The sequence below is a fragment of the Halodesulfurarchaeum sp. genome (genome assembly GCF_036626455.1).
Taxonomy (GTDB): Archaea; Halobacteriota; Halobacteria; order Halobacteriales; family Halobacteriaceae; genus Halodesulfurarchaeum.
In genome coordinates this window covers 13,672-32,852 of the sequence record NZ_JAZKRK010000023.1, presented here as the reverse complement: position 1 = coordinate 32,852, position 19,181 = coordinate 13,672, and the positions used below count along the sequence as shown (strand labels likewise).

Annotated in this window: 18 protein-coding genes; 14 read left to right on the top strand and 4 right to left on the bottom strand. The window is 60.7% G+C overall.

The window, feature by feature from the left end:
- Positions 1-65: 65 nt before the first annotated feature.
- From V5A26_RS08035 to V5A26_RS08020, 4 genes are read left to right on the top strand one after another with little or no spacing between them, the layout of a single operon-like run.
- Positions 66-890 (top strand): acetylglutamate/acetylaminoadipate kinase, encoded by an 825-nt coding sequence (locus tag V5A26_RS08035; RefSeq protein ID WP_332321249.1) that lies wholly within the window; start codon positions 66-68, stop codon positions 888-890.
- Positions 887-2,020: an aspartate aminotransferase family protein gene (locus tag V5A26_RS08030; RefSeq protein WP_332321248.1), complete on the top strand. Its 1,134-nt coding sequence runs from the start codon at positions 887-889 to the stop codon at positions 2,018-2,020. The genes V5A26_RS08035 and V5A26_RS08030 overlap by 4 nt, the downstream gene beginning before the upstream one ends.
- Before the next feature lies 1 nt (position 2,021).
- Positions 2,022-3,041: a [LysW]-lysine hydrolase gene (locus V5A26_RS08025; protein WP_332321247.1), complete on the top strand. Its 1,020-nt coding sequence runs from the start codon at positions 2,022-2,024 to the stop codon at positions 3,039-3,041.
- A gap of 60 nt (positions 3,042-3,101) precedes the next feature.
- Positions 3,102-4,229, top strand: coding sequence for a DUF63 family protein (locus tag V5A26_RS08020; protein ID WP_332321246.1), 1,128 nt, complete (start codon positions 3,102-3,104; stop codon positions 4,227-4,229).
- A gap of 32 nt (positions 4,230-4,261) precedes the next feature.
- On the opposite strand, the gene V5A26_RS08015 is transcribed toward V5A26_RS08020, so the two are convergent.
- A complete protein-coding gene (locus V5A26_RS08015; RefSeq protein ID WP_332321245.1) occupies positions 4,262-5,971 on the bottom strand; it encodes a YcaO-like family protein in 1,710 nt (569 codons plus the stop codon).
- A 24-nt stretch (positions 5,972-5,995) separates the two neighbouring features.
- On the opposite strand from V5A26_RS08015, the gene V5A26_RS08010 reads away from it, so the two are divergent.
- Positions 5,996-6,184, top strand: a complete 189-nt coding sequence (locus tag V5A26_RS08010; protein WP_332321244.1) for a hypothetical protein — start codon at positions 5,996-5,998, stop codon at positions 6,182-6,184.
- 1 nt (position 6,185) lies between these two features.
- On the opposite strand, the gene V5A26_RS08005 is transcribed toward V5A26_RS08010, so the two are convergent.
- The gene (locus V5A26_RS08005; RefSeq protein ID WP_332321243.1) at positions 6,186-6,905 is read right to left on the bottom strand and encodes a DUF7117 family protein; all 720 of its coding nucleotides are present in this window, start codon (positions 6,903-6,905) and stop codon (positions 6,186-6,188) included.
- Between the two features lie 87 nt (positions 6,906-6,992).
- Here V5A26_RS08005 and V5A26_RS08000 point away from each other — a divergent pair, with 87 nt between their 5' ends.
- Together V5A26_RS08000 and V5A26_RS07995 are read left to right on the top strand one after the other, a co-directional pair.
- Positions 6,993-7,919, top strand: coding sequence for a DUF1028 domain-containing protein (locus tag V5A26_RS08000; protein WP_332321242.1), 927 nt, complete (start codon positions 6,993-6,995; stop codon positions 7,917-7,919).
- A gap of 412 nt (positions 7,920-8,331) precedes the next feature.
- Positions 8,332-8,610, top strand: coding sequence for a PadR family transcriptional regulator (locus V5A26_RS07995; RefSeq protein ID WP_332321241.1), 279 nt, complete (start codon positions 8,332-8,334; stop codon positions 8,608-8,610).
- Between the two features lie 35 nt (positions 8,611-8,645).
- Here V5A26_RS07995 and V5A26_RS07990 read toward each other — a convergent pair whose 3' ends face one another.
- Positions 8,646-9,785, bottom strand: coding sequence for an AI-2E family transporter (locus V5A26_RS07990; RefSeq protein ID WP_332321240.1), 1,140 nt, complete (start codon positions 9,783-9,785; stop codon positions 8,646-8,648).
- 132 nt (positions 9,786-9,917) lie between these two features.
- Between V5A26_RS07990 and V5A26_RS07985 the strand changes: the two genes are divergently transcribed.
- Positions 9,918-10,364, top strand: a complete 447-nt coding sequence (locus V5A26_RS07985) for a DUF302 domain-containing protein (protein ID WP_332322322.1) — start codon at positions 9,918-9,920, stop codon at positions 10,362-10,364.
- 6 nt (positions 10,365-10,370) lie between these two features.
- On the opposite strand, the gene V5A26_RS07980 is transcribed toward V5A26_RS07985, so the two are convergent.
- Positions 10,371-10,691: a hypothetical protein gene (locus V5A26_RS07980; protein WP_332321238.1), complete on the bottom strand. Its 321-nt coding sequence runs from the start codon at positions 10,689-10,691 to the stop codon at positions 10,371-10,373.
- A gap of 100 nt (positions 10,692-10,791) precedes the next feature.
- Between V5A26_RS07980 and V5A26_RS07975 the strand changes: the two genes are divergently transcribed.
- The 6 genes from V5A26_RS07975 (at position 10,792) to rqcH (ending at position 19,145) form a co-directional block, all read left to right on the top strand.
- Positions 10,792-11,700, top strand: coding sequence for an A/G-specific adenine glycosylase (locus tag V5A26_RS07975; protein WP_332322321.1), 909 nt, complete (start codon positions 10,792-10,794; stop codon positions 11,698-11,700).
- A 63-nt stretch (positions 11,701-11,763) separates the two neighbouring features.
- Complete coding sequence (locus tag V5A26_RS07970; protein ID WP_332321236.1) at positions 11,764-12,351, top strand: NADPH-dependent FMN reductase; 588 nt, start codon at positions 11,764-11,766, stop codon at positions 12,349-12,351.
- Between the two features lie 29 nt (positions 12,352-12,380).
- Positions 12,381-12,968 carry a thymidine kinase gene (locus tag V5A26_RS07965; protein WP_332321235.1) on the top strand — a complete coding sequence of 196 codons (588 nt, stop codon included), beginning with the start codon at positions 12,381-12,383 and terminating at the stop codon, positions 12,966-12,968.
- A 50-nt stretch (positions 12,969-13,018) separates the two neighbouring features.
- Positions 13,019-15,181: a DHH family phosphoesterase gene (locus V5A26_RS07960; protein ID WP_332321234.1), complete on the top strand. Its 2,163-nt coding sequence runs from the start codon at positions 13,019-13,021 to the stop codon at positions 15,179-15,181.
- 37 nt (positions 15,182-15,218) lie between these two features.
- The gene (locus V5A26_RS07955) at positions 15,219-16,862 is read left to right on the top strand and encodes a tRNA uridine(34) 5-carboxymethylaminomethyl modification radical SAM/GNAT enzyme Elp3 (RefSeq protein ID WP_332321233.1); all 1,644 of its coding nucleotides are present in this window, start codon (positions 15,219-15,221) and stop codon (positions 16,860-16,862) included.
- A gap of 186 nt (positions 16,863-17,048) precedes the next feature.
- Entirely contained in the window at positions 17,049-19,145 is a 2,097-nt protein-coding gene (gene rqcH, locus V5A26_RS07950; RefSeq protein ID WP_332321232.1) for a ribosome rescue protein RqcH, read from the top strand.
- Positions 19,146-19,181: the final 36 nt, after the last annotated feature.

Here is a 19,181-nt window from a genome sequence, read left to right as displayed (position 1 = left end):
ATCGCGTTTGGGTACGAGGAAACTGCAGGCCTGGAATTTACGGGACTGCACCCGGTAGGGTCACCATGACAGTCGTGGTGAAAATCGGCGGGGCCCAGGCCGTCGATCCGGCCGGTGCACTCACCGATGTTGCCACTCTTGTCGACGATGGCGAGTCCCTGGTCGTCGTCCACGGCGGCTCGACCGCCGTTGACGAGACCCTCGAACGGATGGACATCGAACCGGAGTACGTTGAAACACCCGATGGTGTCGTTGGCCGGTTCACCGACGCTGAAACCATGGAGGTATTCAAGATGGTTTTCGGCAAGTTGAATCTGGATCTTGTCACCAAATTGCAGGATGTCGGCGTCGACGCCGTCGGGCTCTCTGGCCCGGACGGACACGTCCTCGAAGGAAGTCGCAAGTCGGCTATTCGGGTGCTGGAAGACGGTAAGCGGAAGATCCGACGCGGCGACCATTCCGGAACCATCGAATCCGTCAACGACGAGTTGCTTTCGTTGCTGTTCGATGGAGGGTACACCCCGGTCGTCTCGGTCCCGATGCTTGCAAAAGAAGGGACTGCAGTAAACAGCGACGCGGACCGAGCGGCAGCAGCTGTTGCCGGGGCACTCGAAGCGACACTCGTTGAGTTGACGGATGTGTCTGGAGTCTACGCTGACCCGGATGATCCCCAGACGCGGATCGAAACCGTCGAAACGCCGACCGACTTCGAGACACTCGAGGCGGCAGCGGAGGGGTTCATGGGTCGGAAAGTGATGGCCGCCCGGGAAGCCCTCGAATCCGGGGCAGAACGGGTTGTAATCGGGGATGCCAATGCCGATGATCCGATCAGCCGTGCCTTGGCTGGAGACGGGACGGTAGTCGAGCCTGCCGCGGTGAGTGATCAATGAGCGAGTTCGTCTTCTCCCCGAAGCCGATTCGGATCGAATCCGGGGATGGAACGATGCTTCAGGACGAGTCCGGGACGGAATACCTCGACATGGGGGCGAGCTACGCCTGTACGCCCCTCGGGCACTCTCATCCGGCAGTGGTCAACGCGCTCAGCTCCCAGGCCGAGCAATTGACCTACGTGCAAGGGTCCTATCCAGTCCAGGTTCGAGAGGACCTTTACGATCTCGTGACTGACCTGGCGCCAGAACCGATCGATCACGCGTGGTTGAGCAACTCCGGAACCGAAGCCAACGAGGCAGCCATCAAGTTCGCACGACACGCGACAGGCCGGTCAAAAATCATCGCGATGAAAGACGGGTTCCACGGTCGGACCCTCGGTTCACTCGCAGCGACCTGGAAGCCCACGTACCGGGACGGATTCGAACCGCTCGCGGACGGATTCGAATTTATCACCTTTGACGACGAGGCCGAACTCCGAGATGCCGTCGACGAGGAAACGGCGGCAGTCATTCTGGAACCGATCCAGGGGGAAGGCGGGATCAATCCAGCGAGTGACTCGTTCCTCGAAGCGGCCCGGGAGGCGACTGAATCCGTCGACGCGGCCCTGATTTTCGACGAAATCCAGACGGGGGTCGGTCGCACAGGCACTATGTGGGCCACCGAACAAACCCCGGTCACGCCGGATATCCTCACTGCCGCGAAGGGGATCGCAAATGGCCTCCCGCTGGGCGCAACCATGGTTCGAGAATGGATCGCCGAGGACGCAGGCAATCACGGCTCCACGTTCAGTGGCGGGCCGGCCATTGCAGCGGCCGGCAAGGCAACGCTGGAAACGGTCACCGGGGACTCCCTCCCGGCCCACGCTGGAACGCTCGGTTCGACGTTCAAGCAGAAACTCCAGGCTGCAGTCGGGGATTCCGTGAAAGCCGTTCGTGGTGAAGGACTCATGATCGGCGTGCAGGTCAAACGCGGGGCAAACCGGGTCGTCGGGAACCTTGCAATGAACCATGGAATATTGGCCCTCCCAGCTGGCCGGACAGTCGTTCGCTTCCTCCCACCGTTGATCATCGGCGCGGATGAAATCGAACGGACTGTCGATGCCATGAGCGAGGTTATCGACGAGGTGTAACATGACCGAAATTGCTCCCGAGGACGCACGTTCGCTCCTGAAAGACGTCGTCGAAACCCCGTCAGTCTCAGGGTCAGAAACTGCAGTTGCGAAGCGGCTCCAGGCATTTTTTGACCAACATGGGCGGGAGACCTGGATCGACGAGGCGGGGAACCTCAGGGCCCCAGCCGACGAGTCGGTGGTATTGACATCCCATATGGACACCGTGCCGGGCGAGATTCCGGTTCGAGTCGAAGACGGGGTCCTCTGGGGGCGTGGAAGCGTGGACGCGAAAGGACCGTTGACTGCGATGGCCGTCGCAGCAGTAAACGCAGGCGTCAGTTTCGTCGGGGTGGTAGAAGAAGAAACAACCTCTGCTGGAGCGAGATACCTGGTCGAGGACCGAGAATCTCCGGAAGCAGTCATCAATGGCGAGCCGTCGGGATGGGATGCGATCACGATGGGGTACCGTGGGTTGCTGAGTGGGGAATTTTCGGTGCAAACGGAAGTCGGGCACACCTCACGTCCCGAACCGAACGCCATCCAACAGGCCATCTCCTGGTGGGATCGAGTCGAAGCTGCCTTCGATGGGGAGACGGATTCGATTTTCGAGCAGGTGACACCAAAACCCGTCGAAATGCGTGGCGGAACGACCCCGGACGGGTTCGATTTCGAGGCGTGGATCGACGCGCAGTTTCGGATTCCACCTGCCAAAGGCGTAGCTGAGGTCAAATCCACGCTCGAAGCCATCGAGCCCGGCGATCTCGAATGGACTGACGCGATAGAACCAGTCATGGAACGCCCGCGGAACGATGTCGCCAGTGCGCTTCGTCGGGGGATCCGCCACCTCGATGGCGACCCGGCTCATCTCCGAAAGACTGGGACGAGTGACATGAATATCTACGCCCAGGCCTGGAACGTCCCCATGGCGACCTACGGCCCCGGGGACTCGTCACTGGATCATACCCCGGACGAGCACCTGGATCTCGTCGAATTCGACCGTTCGATCGAGGTTCTGACCACGGCCGCTGCATCAATCTAATGGAGCGCTGTCGGGTGAGACCAAAACGCTGATACACGCGTTTTCCCTGTCAACGGATAGATGGGATTCCCGAGCACACGGATCGAGCAACTCTGGACGGCCGGAGTCACAGCAATTCTGGCGATTCTGGTCGGCGGGTCGGTCCTGGTCCCGGACCTCGTGTACGCCCGGTTCGTCTGGCAGTACTTCTGGGGCCCAGTTGTGGCTGACGCCCACGCGGCCGCGGCGGTGGCGTGGAACGGCGGCGATCCACTCTTCTTCAGTTCAACCGCAGCAGCCGCAAGTGCAGCCGGGCCAGTGGCCTATCCGGGCTATACCGTCGTCTCGGAAATCGGCTATGCGGTTACGCTTTTGCTCTCCCTCGGTGGTGTCGTCTTCCTTCTCAACCGGCTTGATTTCGAGGTCGACGTCAGCCTGATCTACCCACTGTTCCCCTTCATGCTCTTCGGGGGCGCACTTCGAGTGCTCGAGGACGCCCAAGATACACTCGCCGGCACCGGCGCCAGCCTCATCCCGTTCCCCTGGAACGCACTGCTGATCAGTCCGATCATTTATTTCACCGTCTTCTTCCTCGCGCTCGGGGCGCTGATACTCGGCATCCGATTGCGCAACGGAGGGTATTTCGACTCCGCCGATCAGCCGATTGCCATCGCTGGCTCGGTACTCCTCGGTCTCACGCTTCTCGGCCTGGTCTGGCTCGCACTGACAACAGCCGACGTTGAGTTTCACCCGAGTTTCACGGTGCTTACGATCGGGGGGTCGACACTCATCGCTGGAGGTGGCTGGTGGGCGATTCGACAATACGTTCCAGCGGTCGCCAGTGGCACGCCAGCGCTCGGGGCCCTCATTCTCTGGGCACATTCGGTCGATGGATTGGCAAACGTGCTGGGCATCGACTGGGGCGCCGAACTTGGACTCGCAGCCGACCTCGTGCCGAAACACCCGGTCAACCGGGCAGTCATCGAGATCACGATGGGCGTCGTCCCCGAAGGCGTCACCGCAATCATCGGGGTAGCCTGGGGATTTCTCCTGCTAAAAATCGCGGCTGCTGTGGTGGTAACGGGGTTGTTCGATAAGCAAATGATCGAAGAGAGTCCCCGATTCAGCACGTTGCTGCTCATCGCCGTTATCGCAGTCGGACTCGGTCCGGGAACCCGGGACATGCTCCGGGCCACGTTCGGCGTTTGAGGATTCCGTCCGTCAGAATACAATCAACCCGGCTACGGATACGGATGGAACGCCCGGTCGAGCCGGGGTTCGAAACCGAGATCTTCGGGCACCATCCTGGCACGATCCCCGAACACCGGCTCGTCGACGAAAAGCGGCTGGGCGGACGGTGACAGAACCCGAACTGCCGTGAACCCGAGCCGTTCGACATCCCTGGACGTAACCGATGCGGCATACGTGTCCAGACCGGCCGCATCCATTCGGTCCAGGAGGGCGTCAAGTTCCGCACGGCCCGCCGGAACTGTTTCGGGACCAACTGCAGTCGCGGGAACCGTTTCCTCGGGGCTCGCCATTGAGCTAGCCGCACCAGGCTCCTTTGCATAGGCCCCGATTTCCCCACCCGCCTCGCTTGCTTCCTCTGGGCCGAGATCGCGCAGTTCCATCCAGTTCTGCAACGCTTCCGAGAGGGCGTCAATTGCTGCAGCCTCCGCGTCAAGGTCAGCAGCCGAACCCAGGGCAAAGCGGGGATATTCGTCCCGGGAAACCGCCACTGCCACCACGGGCACGTCAACATCCTGAGTAATCAACAACGGTGTTACCGAAAGTCCGTTCCCTCGGGCCCGTTCGACCATCGAATCGAAGGTTGAATCGGGCACCTCGAGCCCAAGCGGCTCGAAGGATGAGTACCAGGAGAGCATCGTGGCATCCCGTTCGATCACTTCGTACAGCCCTGAGAGAACGGCGTCGACGCCGCCACTTCCCAACCCCAGGCCAGTCGTTATGGCCTGTCCGATGGTGCCCTCCGGTGGTGGATAGAAGACGAGATCGGCCGGAAGCGTGACCGAATCCTCCGTTTGTAAATCGAGCCCCTGAACGACGGGCATCTTCCACGAGTCCGCCGATTCAGGATATCCATCGCGCACACTTACAAACGAATCCGGGGCCGGCCCATCGATTTCATCCGGTGTTTGTCGCTCCAAGTCGTCGGTTCGGTACATCGCAGCGCTGTACCGTTCAAGGGATTCGCCGAGTGCTTTCATGAAGGCCCCATCCCATGTCTGTGCGACACCCGCGGCCCGATCCGGCGCATTCCCGTCGCTCCAACTCGTAGTCTCCGTCACCGAGGCGAGATAATAGGGCAGTGGGAACGAATCGTGTTCGCCAATCAGGGGGACGATACCGAGTCGATCACCGACCGCCATTTCGGCCTGTTCAAGTGCCTCGTCGAGGGTCCGATCGATGTCGTCGAGTTCGAGGGACCGATCCCGTTCCGGGGCATGTTCACACTTCGGAACTGGCAGGAGTGAGCGCTCAGCGTAGGGAACTTCCACGACGACACCGGCGACCTGGGCCCCCGAAAACGCTCGAATCGCCTGAATCCCGGCATACGAGCCGGCAAGTCGGGCCGCGGGCCGTTCCGCGGTCGCTTCGTCTGCTGCGTGAACGTCGTTTGCTTCGACACGCGAGCGGAGACAGTCATAGCAGACGTATCCCGGCTGCAAGGTCGTGATCGTCGCGGAAAGGCCCTGCATTGGGACACCACCGATGCCACCCAATTCGACCGCGATCCAGGGGGTGTCCGATTCGATGGCCTGTTCGTTTGCCGTCTCGAACCCCTCGCTCCCGGCCAATCCAACCACGATGGCGAGATCGGCCGCCGGGAGATCGTTCATCGACCCACGAGCAACGTCGACATCGGAGTCTGCAAGCATCGCCTCGGCCGATTCAACAGCCGGCCCCTCACCGATCAGTAGGACGGCCATACGTGACCCTCCAATACGTCGTTCATGGGCGAATTGAGAGCCACCAGCGGCAAAAGGGTAGCGGGACGGATCATCACAGGTCCGACGGAAGAAATGCGGGAAGTCGGACACCTCATTGGCCGCGTCATCAACAACATCGACGATGAGAGTGTCATCGCTGAAGTCAGCGAGGAAGTCGTCCGGCTGACTGATGCCCATCCGATTTACGAGTAGGCTACTGCAGCGCGGACAGGGCCTGTTCGATCAACGTGTTCTCGGTTCCAGTCTGGAGGGACGTACCGATTGCTCGGACCGCATCGAGTAGTTGTTCGGCCCGTTCCGGTTCGACTGTCCCCTCCAGCGCTCGAATCCGGCGAACGTGACTGTCCACCTGCTCGAGTGGCCCATCGATGTCCACTGCCACATCCGTCGTGTCCACCCAGCTTTTGAGCGCGTCGTGATAGTCACTCACTGCATCCGCGACAGCCAACCCTCGTGGCCCGGTCATGGGCTCCGGAACTGCCTCGGCAGGGGGTCGACTCCCCTCGTTCGCGGCCTCGAACAGTGTCTTGACGTACTCGAGGTCCACCTCTTCGCCGCCGAGACCCGTGGTCATCGACCGTCGCAGGTGATGCGCTACATGCCGAATTTCGTGTGCGGCGAGATATGCGTCCGTAAGGGAACGCAGGTCCCCGCCACTGACAAAGCCACGACGGAGAACATACTGGCGGGCTGTATCGTCCGCGGCGTCACCAGCCTCGCGATATCGTTCATTTACCAGTGCGTCGAGTGCCACGTCCAAATCCAGTTCCGCAGGCCGATCGGTGTGAGGCTTGCGCTCACCGATACCGACGCTGTGCATGCTTCCACACTCGGGACACTCCGGACTCCCCGTCTCGTAATACGACCACTGGGTGCCACAATCCTTGCATTCCCGAATCCCCCGAACCTCCATAGGTTGTCTTCACGGCCCGGGACCAAAGGCGTCGCGGTCCACCCCATCAGGGCCAAGTATTTTGCCGTTTCCGGGCGACCTGGCTGTATGCCAGTCCGTCCAGCCACGTTTTCGATCGTCGCTCGGGACCCAGCACAGGAGGCGATCGGCATCGCGGTCCAATCGAAGTTCGTCAGTGTCGGATCAGTCGTCCCGTTTGCCGCGGCCGACGCCGGTGGAATAGCCACCCAAAGCTACGCGAATGTGGCCTACGGGCCCGATGGACTGGCCGTACTCCGGTCGGGCGCAGACGCCGAGGCGGTCATTGACGAATTGATCGAGGACGACGAGGAAGCCGAGAGCAGACAGGTCGGTATCGTGGGTCAGAACGGCTCAGTAGCAGCGTTTACTGGCGAGGAATGTCTCGACCACGCTGGCGATCGGCAGGGTGAGCACTATACCATCCAGGGCAACATTTTGGAGGGGCCCGACACCCTGGATGCGATGGCCGAGGCCTATGAGACGACGGCAGGTGGACTTCCAGAACGGCTCATAGCCGCCCTGAAAGCGGGGAACGAAGCGGGAGGCGACCGCCGGGGAGAGCAATCTGCGGCCATGTACGTCGTGAAACCCGAAGGCGGGTACGACGGTCGGAACGATCGCTGGATCGACGTCCGGGTCGACGATCACGAGTCACCGATAGCGGAACTCGAACGCGTGTTCCGGATTTACGACGTCACGCTTTTGGAGCGGGCCGAACCGGAGGACCTGCGAGAACTCTCCGGGTCGACCGCCGAATCGGTCCTGGAGATTCTCGTCACGCTAGACCATTACGACGGGACGCCCACGACAGCGATGGGTGAGGAAGAACGGGAGGCCCTCGAGGAGTTCCGTGGGGTGAACAACTTCGAGAACCACTCCCTTGCGGTACTCGAAGATGCTATAGCAAGGGGGTGGGAGGACGCCGAAGGGACCGGGTCCGACAGGTTGGTGAACGCGATCTGGCACGGGCTCTCCAGACTGGAGCGGGCCTGAACGTGCCAAATGGCAGTTGCTGACCCGGCGTAAACACGAGACACAGGCGGGACAGGGTACTGGGATTCTCGAAATGTTGGGGCCGACGGTAGATTTAATACCAACCATCTGTATCTTCGGGATGACGCTTCGCTTTGGAGGGCCGAAGCGTCAGCGGGGACCAACTCAGGGCGGCAGCGGGATCGGGTTCCGATCCCGCTACCTTTTCACAAACAGTTCACCAGAACCGTTCGGTCCGTCGAGCCAGCGCTGAACGTTGGGTCTCGGAAGCGGGCTCCATGACCACCCCAAACCTGCCGATTCGATTAGGTGACGTTTCAGATTCCATTCACTGATAGTGATCCGGTTCGAGACTCTCTTGACCCAATATACTTATATTTGCCTGGCAAATATACTGTATCAGGGTTCACACATGTATGACCTTACAGGCTTTCAACGAGACCTCCTCTATGTCGTGGCGGGCCTCGACGAACCACATGGGCTCGCGATCAAAGAGGAACTCGAACAGTACTACGAATCAGAAATCCACCACGGTCGGCTCTACCCGAATCTGGATACGTTAGTCGACAAAGGGCTCATCGACAAAGGCCAGCGTGACCAACGGACGAATTACTACACGGTCACGCGCCGTGGCAAGCGGGAGATCGAAGCGCGCCGGGACTGGGAAATCGATTACGTCGATATCGAGTAACTCGGCAGTCGATTTTCATCGCCTGGCCGAGGAGCCTATGCCTCGTCCTCCGACCCCGAGTCGGGTTCGTCGCTGGCCTGAGACAGTGGATCCGGAACAGCCTCCGGTTGAATCGGTGCGCCAACGAGCAATTCTGGGAGAACCAGCGCGACGAAGTGAACCAAAAGCACCAGCAGCATCGGCCCCAGGAACAGTCCGTACCAGCCAAAGAGCAGTGGCCCGAAAATATAGGCCAACATTATCATTCCCAGATGGAGGTTCCGGCCCGAAACGTACGGTCTGAGGACCAGATCGGGGATCACGTCCACGATCACGAAAGACACGATAACGAACACGACCGGAAACCACACCAGAGCTGGGTCACCACCGGTTGCGATGACGAGGTAGATGGCGGCTGGAACGTAGACGATCTTGATGCCGATCACCGGAATCAAACTCGCGACCCCGGTCAACAACCCCAGGAGCGCTGGATACGGTAGATGTAGACCTGCCGGTGAAAGGACGTTGAGCACAGAATACGCCGCGGCTCCGATAATCCCTGTGAGGACTGCGTTGAGGATGTTCCCGAAAAAGATGTTCGAAAAGTCCCGATCGACCCGGTACATGTAGGCCTCCATAACGCCCTCCGAATCCGCGAAGCGTTGGCGCCACCACCCCGCAAGGCGGTGATCGTCCCGGAGCAAATAGAACGCGATGATGATCACGACGAACAGATGCAACGCGCCGATGCCGAAAAAGCCGAGATAGGTCATCAATTCCTGCACGATCGTCTGGACGGTCTCCAGCGTGCCGGGGCCCGATAGGAGCGACAATGGGTCAGCAACGATCTGCGAGACATCGAAGTACGGAGCGAGAAGGCTCTGCAGGGGTTGATACCCCACGTCCTGGGTTTCAAGGAAGTTGTTCAGTTCTTGCAGGGCTATGGCGACCGTGTAGAAGGCCAACAGCAACGCAGGCAGGGCAAGTGCCACGAGTGAGACACCCGCAGCCAGTGAGTGATTTTGAATGACACGGCTCAAACGCTTGTGGATGGGTCGTGTGGCATAGTAGACGAAAATACCGAAGACGAACGTGCCGATGAAGGAGGTGAGAAGATAGCCGACGAGTACGGCAAGCACGAGCGCGATTGCCCACCACCCGAGGCGATCGCGATCGATCCGTCCGAGGGTTGTCATGGTCGGTCCACGGGCGGGACAGTAAAAACCTCAGGGGCAACTATCCCGGACCATCCCCAACCGAACCCGTCAAAAATGGAGCAATTCGCCGGTGGCTCTCCCCTTAAAGGGGCCATTGTGGAACAGATACCCATGACAACCGACCTCCCGGTCAACCCGGCCACGATCGACCCGAGCGACCGCGGCGAGCGTCGCGCCGAACTGGAAATGACACACAAGGAGGCCGTCGAACACGTTCGTGGGCTCCTGAAAGACGCTGGTTTCGGCATCGCAACGGAGTTTGTCCCCTCGAAAATGGTCAACGAGAAGGTTGACGCCGAACGAGACCCATACACGGTTCTCGGCGCCTGCAGTCCCGCAGTGGCGGATGATGCCCTCGAGGAAACCGCAAACGAGATAGGTGGACTCTTTTCGTGCAACGTCGCGATCTGGGAGACTGAAGAGGGGGCTCAGGTTGTCTACCACGTCTCGATAATGAAAGTCGCCAGGCTGGTCGGTCTTGCACCGAACACGGCGGCGTGGGGGAAAATCATCGAGCGAACAGGGAGTGCCCTCGACGATGTCTGGGAAAGGCTCTAATCCTGCCTAAAACTGATACCGACGGTCCTCTTCTCCGCCCGAACGCTCGCCCATGCCAGCCATGTCATCGTAGGTCATGCCGGAGAGATACTCGTCGTATGTCACGTCGTACCGACCCCTGAGGTGGAAATCGAGTTTTCCCGTCTCGGCCGTCGATTGGAAGAGCATGTGTATGGCCCGAGACACGAGCGCTGACGGATCGTCCTCTTCGAGGGCCGATTGGAGCATCGCGAGTTCGAGTCTGCTCTCGTCGTCGAGCGTGAATTCGACCGAATCGAGGTCGCCATAGGCGTCTTCAACGTCAGCGGTGAGATCGTCCAGACTCATAAGACAGATTCACGGGGCCACGGAAAAACCCGTTTCGGACGAAATCCACACATTTCCATGACTTTTCAAAGTCAGGCGACCTACCTATGTCATCCCAGTCATGACGGACCCGCTCTCGGCCCTCGATATCAATGCGGTCCAGCAGGCACTCGTTTCGTGGTACGAAGCGGACCACCGGTCGTTTCCCTGGCGCGAAACGGAGGCCCCCTACGAGATTCTGGTTTCGGAAGTGATGAGCCAGCAAACCCAATTGGAGCGAATTGTCGGCCCGTGGGAGGACTTCATCGAGCAATGGCCAACGGTGGCCGCGCTGGCTGGAGCGGACCGGTCCGACATCGTCGCGTTCTGGTCAGAGCATAGCCTGGGCTACAATAACCGAGCCCGCTATCTCCACGAGGCGGCCCAACAGGTCCAAGCCGAATTCGGGGGGATCCTTCCACGCGACCCCGAGGAGCTCGAGTCACTGATGGGAGTCGGGCCATACACCGCGACGGCCGTGGCGTCGTTTGCCTTCGACACCGGTGGAGCAGTCGTTGACACGAACGTCAAACGAGTGCTCCATCGAGCGTTTGGGGTTCCGGATGACGATACAGCGTTCGAAACGGCAGCCGAGAACGTGGTGCTCGCTAAGTCGCCAGGGCTGTGGAACAACGCCATCATGGAACTGGGCGGTGTCGCCTGTTCGAAAACACCACGCTGTGATGGGGCCGAGTGTCCATGGCGCGAGTGGTGTCGAGCCTACAAAACCGGCGATTTCACTGCGCCGGACGTGCCCACACAACCCGAATTCGAGGGGAGCAGACGCCAGTTCCGCGGCCGAATCGTTCGCACGCTAAGCGAGCACGGGGAACTTCCACTCGACGAACTCGGGCCCAAAATCCGAGTCGATTACGACCCGAATGGGGCCGACGACCAGGAATGGCTGCGCGACCTGGTCGCGGACCTGGCGGGAGACGGGCTCCTCGCGCTCAATGATACCGGCGAAGCAACCGTTCAGCTCAGGCCCTAGCCGGGTCACCACTGTTCCGGCGATCACCCCCCTTTTACGTACCAAACGGTCCAACCGTCGACCATGTCACCAACAATCGGCGCGATCGTCGGGAGTTTGCGGGACGGAAGTGTGACCCGCGTCGGCCTGGAGCACGCTCTCGATGCCGTCGAATCCCATGGCGCCACGGCGCGGCTCATCGATCTCAGGACCTACGAGCTGCCAGTGTACGATGCGGATGCGAAAGATGCGGGTGATGCCCCGGAGTTGCGAGCCGAAATTCGGGACCTCGACGCCATCTTGCTTGGAACACCGGTGTATCACGGGTCCTATTCAGCCCCGCTGAAGAACGCGCTTGACTACTGTGGCTTCGACGAATTCGAAAATACAACAGTCGGACTGATGGCAGTTGCCGGCGGCGGGTTCCCACTCCCGGCGCTCGATCACCTGCGAGGCGTACTCCGGGCGCTGGACGCCTGGGTCCTCCCGTTCCAAGCAGCGATCCCGGACTCACATACGGCGGTGGAAAATGGTGTCGTTACCGATCCGGACCTCCAGGACCGACTCGACACACTCGGCCAGCGTATCGTCGAATACGCCTCGATCGAACCGGATCCGATCACTTTTGAAGGGAAACACAACGTCGGCGCAGGAGAGCACGAATCGGACTGATTTTAATGGGTGGCGCCCGGGTACAAAGTATGCGCGCGATCAGGGAAAACGGGTGGGTTGAGGTCATCTCCGGGTCGATGTTCTCCGGCAAGACCGAGGAACTCCTTCGACGATTGCGACGGACAGAAATCGCGGGCCAGTCAGTTGCGGCGTTTACGCCCGCAATCGATGATCGCTACGGACAGGCCGAACTCGGCTCCCACGCTGGCCACACGTGGGAGGCGACTGTTGTCGACAATACACCCGACGGTGTTCGGTCGATCCCGAACCGTCTGGACGGCGAATCCGTTGTCGCCATCGACGAGGCGAACTTCTTCCCCGTCGAAATAGTCACGGTCATCGATGACCTGGCGAACGAGGGACGTCGGGTCATCGTCAGCGGCACTGATCAGACGTTCCGGGGAGAACCGTTCGAACCACTGGGACAGTTGATGGCCAACGCCGAGTACGTCGACAAGCTCAGAGCGATCTGTGCAGTCTGTGGAGAGCCTGCGACGCGCAATCAGCGACTCGTGGACGGTGAACCCGCTCACATCGACGAGCCCACCATTCAAGTCGGCGCCGAGGAGACCTATGAGGCACGCTGTCGAAACTGCCACGAGGTCCGACGAGACTGAGCCGGCATTCGACAAGCGTTTAGGAGTTCGGCGGTTTCGATTTATTACAAATGGGTACGTGTGTTATTTGTGGCTCACCCGCTGACGGCGACGTTTGTAGCACGCACGAGGAGGACGTGTTCTTCGAGTTTCGTGGCTCCAGAGCAAACCAACTTACGCCGGATCGATACTACCGCGGGACCGTCGATGGGTTCGCGGAGTTCGGCGTCTTCGTCGACATCGGGCCCGTAACCGGCTTGTTGCATCGAAGCGAGATACCAAAACGTCTCGAATCCCTGGCGTGGGATTCGGGGGAGGGGGTCTTCGTTCAGGTCCTTGCGATTCACGACAATGGAAACATCGACCTCGGTTGGTCACTTCGACAGGCCGAGCGGGAGTTCCGGGGCCGAATGATCGACGACCCGGAGGTCGGGAAACCGGTGCTCCACGACTCGGCGGCAGCGGAAGACGAAGAGAGGCCGGACACCGAAGCGAAGACATCAGAATCGACCCTCGGCGAACCGGAAGCCGTCGAGCGAGCGCAAACAGAGCCCGGATCTACCGACGGTGGCTCGGCCGAATCCGTAAGTCCGTCCGAATCGGACGATTCCGTGAGTCCATCCGTATCGGACGATTCTGTAAGTCAATCCGAGCCGGCCGAATCCGAAGCAACCGCAGAAACAGACGCAGAACCGACCGAACGTGCGGAGCCAGCGGAGCCAAGTGGTGAAATCGAACGGCTCCCGATCACCAAACTCGAAAATGCGCTCGATTCGACGGTCGCAGTCGAAGGACGGGTAACGACCATTCGACAGACGGCCGGACCGACGATCTTCGAAGTCGAAGACGAAACCGGGAGTGTCGACTGTGCAGCCTTCGAGGAAGCGGGCGTCAGAGCCTATCCGGACATCGAAACGGACGGCATCATCCGCATCGTGGGTGTCGTCGAACAGCATCGGGGCGAAGTGCAGGTCGAAACCGAGTCCCTATCGGTGCTGTCGGGCGAGGACGCGGAAGAAGTTACGGACCGTCGGGAAAACGCAGTCTCCGAACGGTCGGAACCGCCCGAGACCTCGCTTTTCGTTGCCGATCCCTCGATCGAGGCCGTGAAAGCGGATCTGATCGATGCGGCGACCGCCATCCGTCGGGCCGTCATCGAATCCCGACCAGTCATTATTCGACATACGGCCACCCTTGAAGGGTACGTCGGTGGGGCCGCACTCGAACGAGCCCTGCTCCCGCTCATTCGGGACGAACACGCAGACGCTGGTGCGGAGTACCACTTCGTCGACCGGCGCCCGCTGGAGGACCCGATCTACGACGTCGAAGCGGCGACGACCGACGTCACCTCCATGCTCGAGGCCGCAGACCGACACGACGAAACCCATCCGCTGTTTGTCCTCATCGACGCTGGTTCGACCCTGGAATCCGTGGATGGACTGTCGCTGCTCTCGATTTACGACGCCAGCAGTGTCGTGGTAGATGGCGGCTATGCGGACACCGACGCGACCGACGCTGCAGATCAACTCGTCAGTCCGACTGCCACCGGTGGAAGTCCCGTCTCGACGGGCGTGCTCGGGGCCCACCTTGGGGCACTCGTGAACGACGAGGTTCGAGCGGATCTGTCCCATCTACCCGCAGCGAGCTTCTGGACCGAGCCGCCCGCTCCATACGCCGAGATAGCAACCGACGCTGGCTACGAACTGGACACGATAACTGACATCCGGAACGCTGTGGCCCTCGAGGCGTTCTACCAGTCCTACGAGGACAAGCGCGAACTCATCGCCGACCTGTTTTGGGACGACGGCAATGCCTCGCTGGCGGCGCCATTGAGCGAGCAGTTCGAGACGAAACTCGAAACAGAAGTCGAAACGGCACGGCCACACCTACAGCGCCGCAGTGAGAACGGGGTCCAGATCGACGTCCTCGACGTCGCGGCCTACACCCATCGCTACGACTTCCCGCCAACCGACCTGCTTCTCGCGGAACTGCACCGCCGAGAGGCGCAAGACTCGGATGCGATGGTCACGATCGCGCTCGACGAGGACGAACTCTTCCTCGAGCGTTCGACCGCGCTCGACGTGCGGGCCATCGGCGAGGCTGTGGCCGAGCGCGTTCCAGGTGGAGGGGTTACCCCCCGCGGAGGTCGAGACGGACGGATCGAATTCCTTGCCGGGCGACGCGAAGATGTCCTCGATGCAGTAATCGAGGAAGTCTCGGCCTGGTTGGGCTGAACGACACCCTTTTTGGCGGGTCTCCGCTCGATTCGGTATGGACCAGGAGGGCGAGCGACGCTTCGACGCTGCGTGTGCGGACGTCATCGCCCAGATCATCGACGGTGCTGTCGACCGCGACGATGTCGAGCAAGCGAAACTCGACGCCTGTGGAACCTATTCCTCGCCGAAGGTTCCCACGAACGGTGACATCCTTGCAGCCGCGCCCGACGACAAACGGGATCAGGTAGAGCCGGTGCTCCGACGAAAGCCCGTTCGGACCGCCTCCGGGGTAACCCCAGTTGCGGTCATGACGAGCCCCGAGCCCTGCCCCCATGGGAAGTGCCTGTACTGTCCAGGAGGGCCCGCCTCGGAGTTTTCCTCCGCCCAGAGTTACACCGGCCACGAACCCGCAGCGGCCCGGGCCGAGCAGAACGAGTACGACCCATACGGCCAGGTCACACTCCGACTGGCCCAGTTGCGCCACATCGGTCATCCGGTTGAGAAAGTCGAACTCATCGTTATGGGCGGCACGATGACCGCCCGCGACCCCGAGTACCAGGAGTGGTTCGTCCGGCGGGCGATTCAGGCGATGAACGAGTTCGATCCTGACGACCCGCCAGCCCCGACAGAAGACAAAAGCTTCGCCCAGTCGCCGGAAGAAGAGACTGAGCAGTCACTCGAGGCGGTGCTCGCGGAGAACGAAACTGCAACGGTGCGAAACGTTTCGACGACCTTCGAGACGAAGCCGGACTGGTGTGGTCCTGATCAGATCGACCGAATGCTGCGGCTCGGAGTGACGAAGGTCGAAGTGGGTGTTCAGACGACGTTCGAAGGGGTCCATCGAGAAATGCATCGCGGACATGGGGTCCAAGATGCCATCGACGCGGGCCGGCGATTACGCGATGCCGGATTCAAGGTCGGCTTCCATCTGATGCCGGGCCAACCGGGAACCTCCGTGGCCATGGCCAGGGAAGATGCCCGTCGGCTCTTTGAGGACTCGAACTGGCGGCCGGACTATCTCAAGATCTACCCGACACTCGTGGTGCGTGGAACCCGAATCTACGACATGTGGCGAGATGGCGAGTTCGACCCACTTGATAACGAACAGGCCGCCAAATTGGTCGCCGAGATCAAAGCCAATCTGCCACCGTACGTTCGGTTACAGCGGGTTCAGCGGGACATCCCGGCGGACTTCATCGACGCCGGCGTCTGGAAGTCGAATTTGCGGCAAATAGCCCGTGAGCGGATGGACGAGCACGGGTGGACCTGTGACTGTGTTCGTTGTCGGGAGGTCGGAATGAGCGACGACGAGCCGAAAGAAATCGATTTGAGCGGACAGACCTACGAAGCTGGGGGTGGGACGGAACACTTCATCAGTTTCGAGGACGCCGACCAGGACCTGCTAATCGGGTTCCTCAGGCTTCGCTTCCCTGGGGCAGCCCGGCGGTCGGAACTCGAAGATGCGGCTGTCATTCGAGAGCTCCACGTCTATGGCAACGAGGTCGGACTGGGTAAGACCGGCGAGGAGTTTCAGCACAAAGGATACGGCAAGCGGCTGGTTCGGGAAGCCGAGCGGCGGGCTCGCGAGGCAGGCGTTTCGAAGCTCGTCGTCATTGCTGGAATCGGGGCTCGGGAATACTACCGGGAGGAACTGGAGTACGAGCAGGACGGTCCGTACGTCAGTACGTCTCTGGACTGATCACAAGAGGGGCGAGCAGGCGGCCTCCCCCGCCGACGCGGTCGGCCGCACTCCCGCGAGCCGCGCCGGGTTTTCCAATTCGGGATAGACAGGTTTGGCCTGGTGATTGTGTATAAACCCTCCTCCGGTGTGTGAGACGCTATTGGGACCGATGGTCCTAACCCAATGCTCCGACTGAATATGACCATGGACCCGAAGCGGGAAGTCACGAGCGTCGGACTGGTCGCCCTGGTCGGGGAACTGGGGGCCTACACCGGCGCGACCGTGGACAAGGCCTACCTCTACGACGACAGCCTCGTCCGACTCAAAATGCGGGATTACGAGCGGGGCCGCATCGAGTTGCTCGTACAGGTCGGTGAGACGAAACGCGTCCACGTCACGGAACCGGAGTTCGTCCCTGCGGCCCCCGACCGGCCGCCGAACTTCGCGAAAATGCTGCGCAACCGTATCGCAGGTGCGGATCTGGCTGCTGTTTCCCAACATGGGTTCGATCGGATCCTCGAATTCGAGTTTCGACGGGGCGACGAGGACACGACCGTCGTCGCCGAGCTCTTCGGGGAAGGGAATCTCGCCGTCCTCGACGAGAGCGGGGCCGTCGTCGATTCGCTCTCGACTGTCCGCCTCCAATCCAGAACGGTGGCTCCAGGGGCCCAATACGGGTTCCCCGAAACGCGGATCAATCCGCTAGAGATGAGTGAGGATCAGTTCCGGGCGGCCATGGCCGATTCGGACACCGACCTCGTCCGGACCCTTGCGACCCAGGTGAACTTCGGTGGGACCTACGGCGAGGAACTGTGCACCAGAGCGGGCGTCGAGAAAACGATGGACATAGCCGAAGCCGAAACGGAGGATTTCGACCGGCTCTACGAAGAGATGCGGGATCTCCTCGATAGACTCCGTGAAGGTAACACGGAGCCCCGGCTATATCGGGAGGACGGAGACCCTGTGGACGTGACCCCGGTCCCCCTCGAGGAGCATAGCCACCTCGAAAGCGAGGCCTTTGACTCGTTCAACGCCGCCCTCGACACGTACTTCCGCTCCCTGTCCGAGGCCGAAGCGGAACCGGAAACCGGAAGTGAGTCCGCTGGACCCGACTTTGACGCCGAAATCGAGCGCCGCGAACGGATCATCGAACAGCAGGAACAGGCTATCGAGAGCTTCCAAGAGGAAGCCGACGTCGAACGAGAAAAGGCCGAACTGCTGTACGCGAACTACGAACTCGTCGACGAAATCCTCGAGACCGTCAGGGAGGCCCGCGAAGCCGGCCACTCCTGGACTGACATTTACGAACGGTTCGAAGCCGGTGCCGAGAAGGGCATCGAAGCCGCCGAAGCAGTCACGGACATCAACGAAGCGGAGGGTCGCGTCCGAATCGAAATTGCGGACCGAATGATTTCACTCGACCCACGCTCTGGCGTCGAGAAAAACGCCGACCGATTGTACACCGGGGCCAAGGAAATCGAATCCAAGCGTGAGGGAGCCCTCGAAGCCATCAAAAACACCAGAGAAGAACTCGAAGCTCTCGAAAACCGACGGGAGGAATACATCAAAGCGGACGATTCCGAGGCCGAAACCGAATCAATGGAGGACCGTGACTGGATCAACCGTGACTCTGTCCCGATCAGAAAGCCCGAAAAGTGGTACGATCGGTTTCGGTGGTTCCGAACGAGCGACGGGTTTCTGGTCCTCGGCGGCCGGAACGCCGACCAGAACGAGGAACTGGTCAGCAAGTACATGGAACACGCCGATCGGTTCTTCCACACCCAGGCACACGGTGGGCCCGCAACCATCCTCAAAACGAGCGAACCGAGCGAGCCGGCCAAAGACATCGAGGTGCCAGAGCAGAGTCTCGAAGAGGCCGCACAATTCGCCGTGACGTTCTCGACGGTATGGAAGCAGGGCCGATACAGCGGTGACGTCTACATGGTCGAAGGCGACCAGGTCTCGAAGACCCCGGAAAGTGGCGAATACCTCGAAAAAGGTGGCTTCGCGATACGCGGGGATCGCACCTATTTCAATGACACACCCGTCGGGGCCGCGGTTGGAATCACCTGCGAACCGGAAACGAGGGTCGTCGGTGGGCCACCCGAGCCGATCGAAAACCAGGCCGAAACGGCCATTCGAATCGAACCAGGTCGGTATGCCCAGGGCGACGTTGCAAAGCGGCTGTACCGGGAGTTCCGGGAACGCTTTGCTGACACCACACTCGTCCGCAAAGTGGCCAGCCCCGACGAAATTCAAAAGTTCATGCCGCCGGGGACCAGTCGGATGAGAGAGGAGTAGGAAAGGGAATCCACTTAGGCGAACGCGGCAAAAGGC

Excerpts from the sequence above, each read along its gene's own strand:
- V5A26_RS07975 (WP_332322321.1), top strand. The coding sequence starts at position 10,792 with ATGACGGACCCGCTCTCGGCCCTCGATATCAATGCGGTCCAGCAGGCA.
- V5A26_RS07965 (WP_332321235.1), top strand. The coding sequence starts at position 12,381 with ATGCGCGCGATCAGGGAAAACGGGTGGGTTGAGGTCATCTCCGGGTCG.
- V5A26_RS07985 (WP_332322322.1), top strand. The coding sequence starts at position 9,918 with ATGACAACCGACCTCCCGGTCAACCCGGCCACGATCGACCCGAGCGAC.
- rqcH (WP_332321232.1), top strand. The coding sequence starts at position 17,049 with ATGGACCCGAAGCGGGAAGTCACGAGCGTCGGACTGGTCGCCCTGGTC.
- V5A26_RS08000 (WP_332321242.1), top strand. The coding sequence starts at position 6,993 with ATGCCAGTCCGTCCAGCCACGTTTTCGATCGTCGCTCGGGACCCAGCA.
- V5A26_RS08020 (WP_332321246.1), top strand. The coding sequence starts at position 3,102 with ATGGGATTCCCGAGCACACGGATCGAGCAACTCTGGACGGCCGGAGTC.
- V5A26_RS07995 (WP_332321241.1), top strand. The coding sequence starts at position 8,332 with ATGTATGACCTTACAGGCTTTCAACGAGACCTCCTCTATGTCGTGGCG.
- V5A26_RS07990 (WP_332321240.1), bottom strand. The coding sequence starts at position 9,785 with ATGACAACCCTCGGACGGATCGATCGCGATCGCCTCGGGTGGTGGGCA.
- V5A26_RS08030 (WP_332321248.1), top strand. The coding sequence starts at position 887 with ATGAGCGAGTTCGTCTTCTCCCCGAAGCCGATTCGGATCGAATCCGGG.
- V5A26_RS08025 (WP_332321247.1), top strand. The coding sequence starts at position 2,022 with ATGACCGAAATTGCTCCCGAGGACGCACGTTCGCTCCTGAAAGACGTC.
- V5A26_RS07960 (WP_332321234.1), top strand. The coding sequence starts at position 13,019 with ATGGGTACGTGTGTTATTTGTGGCTCACCCGCTGACGGCGACGTTTGT.
- V5A26_RS07955 (WP_332321233.1), top strand. The coding sequence starts at position 15,219 with ATGGACCAGGAGGGCGAGCGACGCTTCGACGCTGCGTGTGCGGACGTC.
- V5A26_RS08010 (WP_332321244.1), top strand. The coding sequence starts at position 5,996 with ATGGGCGAATTGAGAGCCACCAGCGGCAAAAGGGTAGCGGGACGGATC.
- V5A26_RS08035 (WP_332321249.1), top strand. The coding sequence starts at position 66 with ATGACAGTCGTGGTGAAAATCGGCGGGGCCCAGGCCGTCGATCCGGCC.
- V5A26_RS08015 (WP_332321245.1), bottom strand. The coding sequence starts at position 5,971 with ATGGCCGTCCTACTGATCGGTGAGGGGCCGGCTGTTGAATCGGCCGAG.
- V5A26_RS07980 (WP_332321238.1), bottom strand. The coding sequence starts at position 10,691 with ATGAGTCTGGACGATCTCACCGCTGACGTTGAAGACGCCTATGGCGAC.
- V5A26_RS07970 (WP_332321236.1), top strand. The coding sequence starts at position 11,764 with ATGTCACCAACAATCGGCGCGATCGTCGGGAGTTTGCGGGACGGAAGT.
- V5A26_RS08005 (WP_332321243.1), bottom strand. The coding sequence starts at position 6,905 with ATGGAGGTTCGGGGGATTCGGGAATGCAAGGATTGTGGCACCCAGTGG.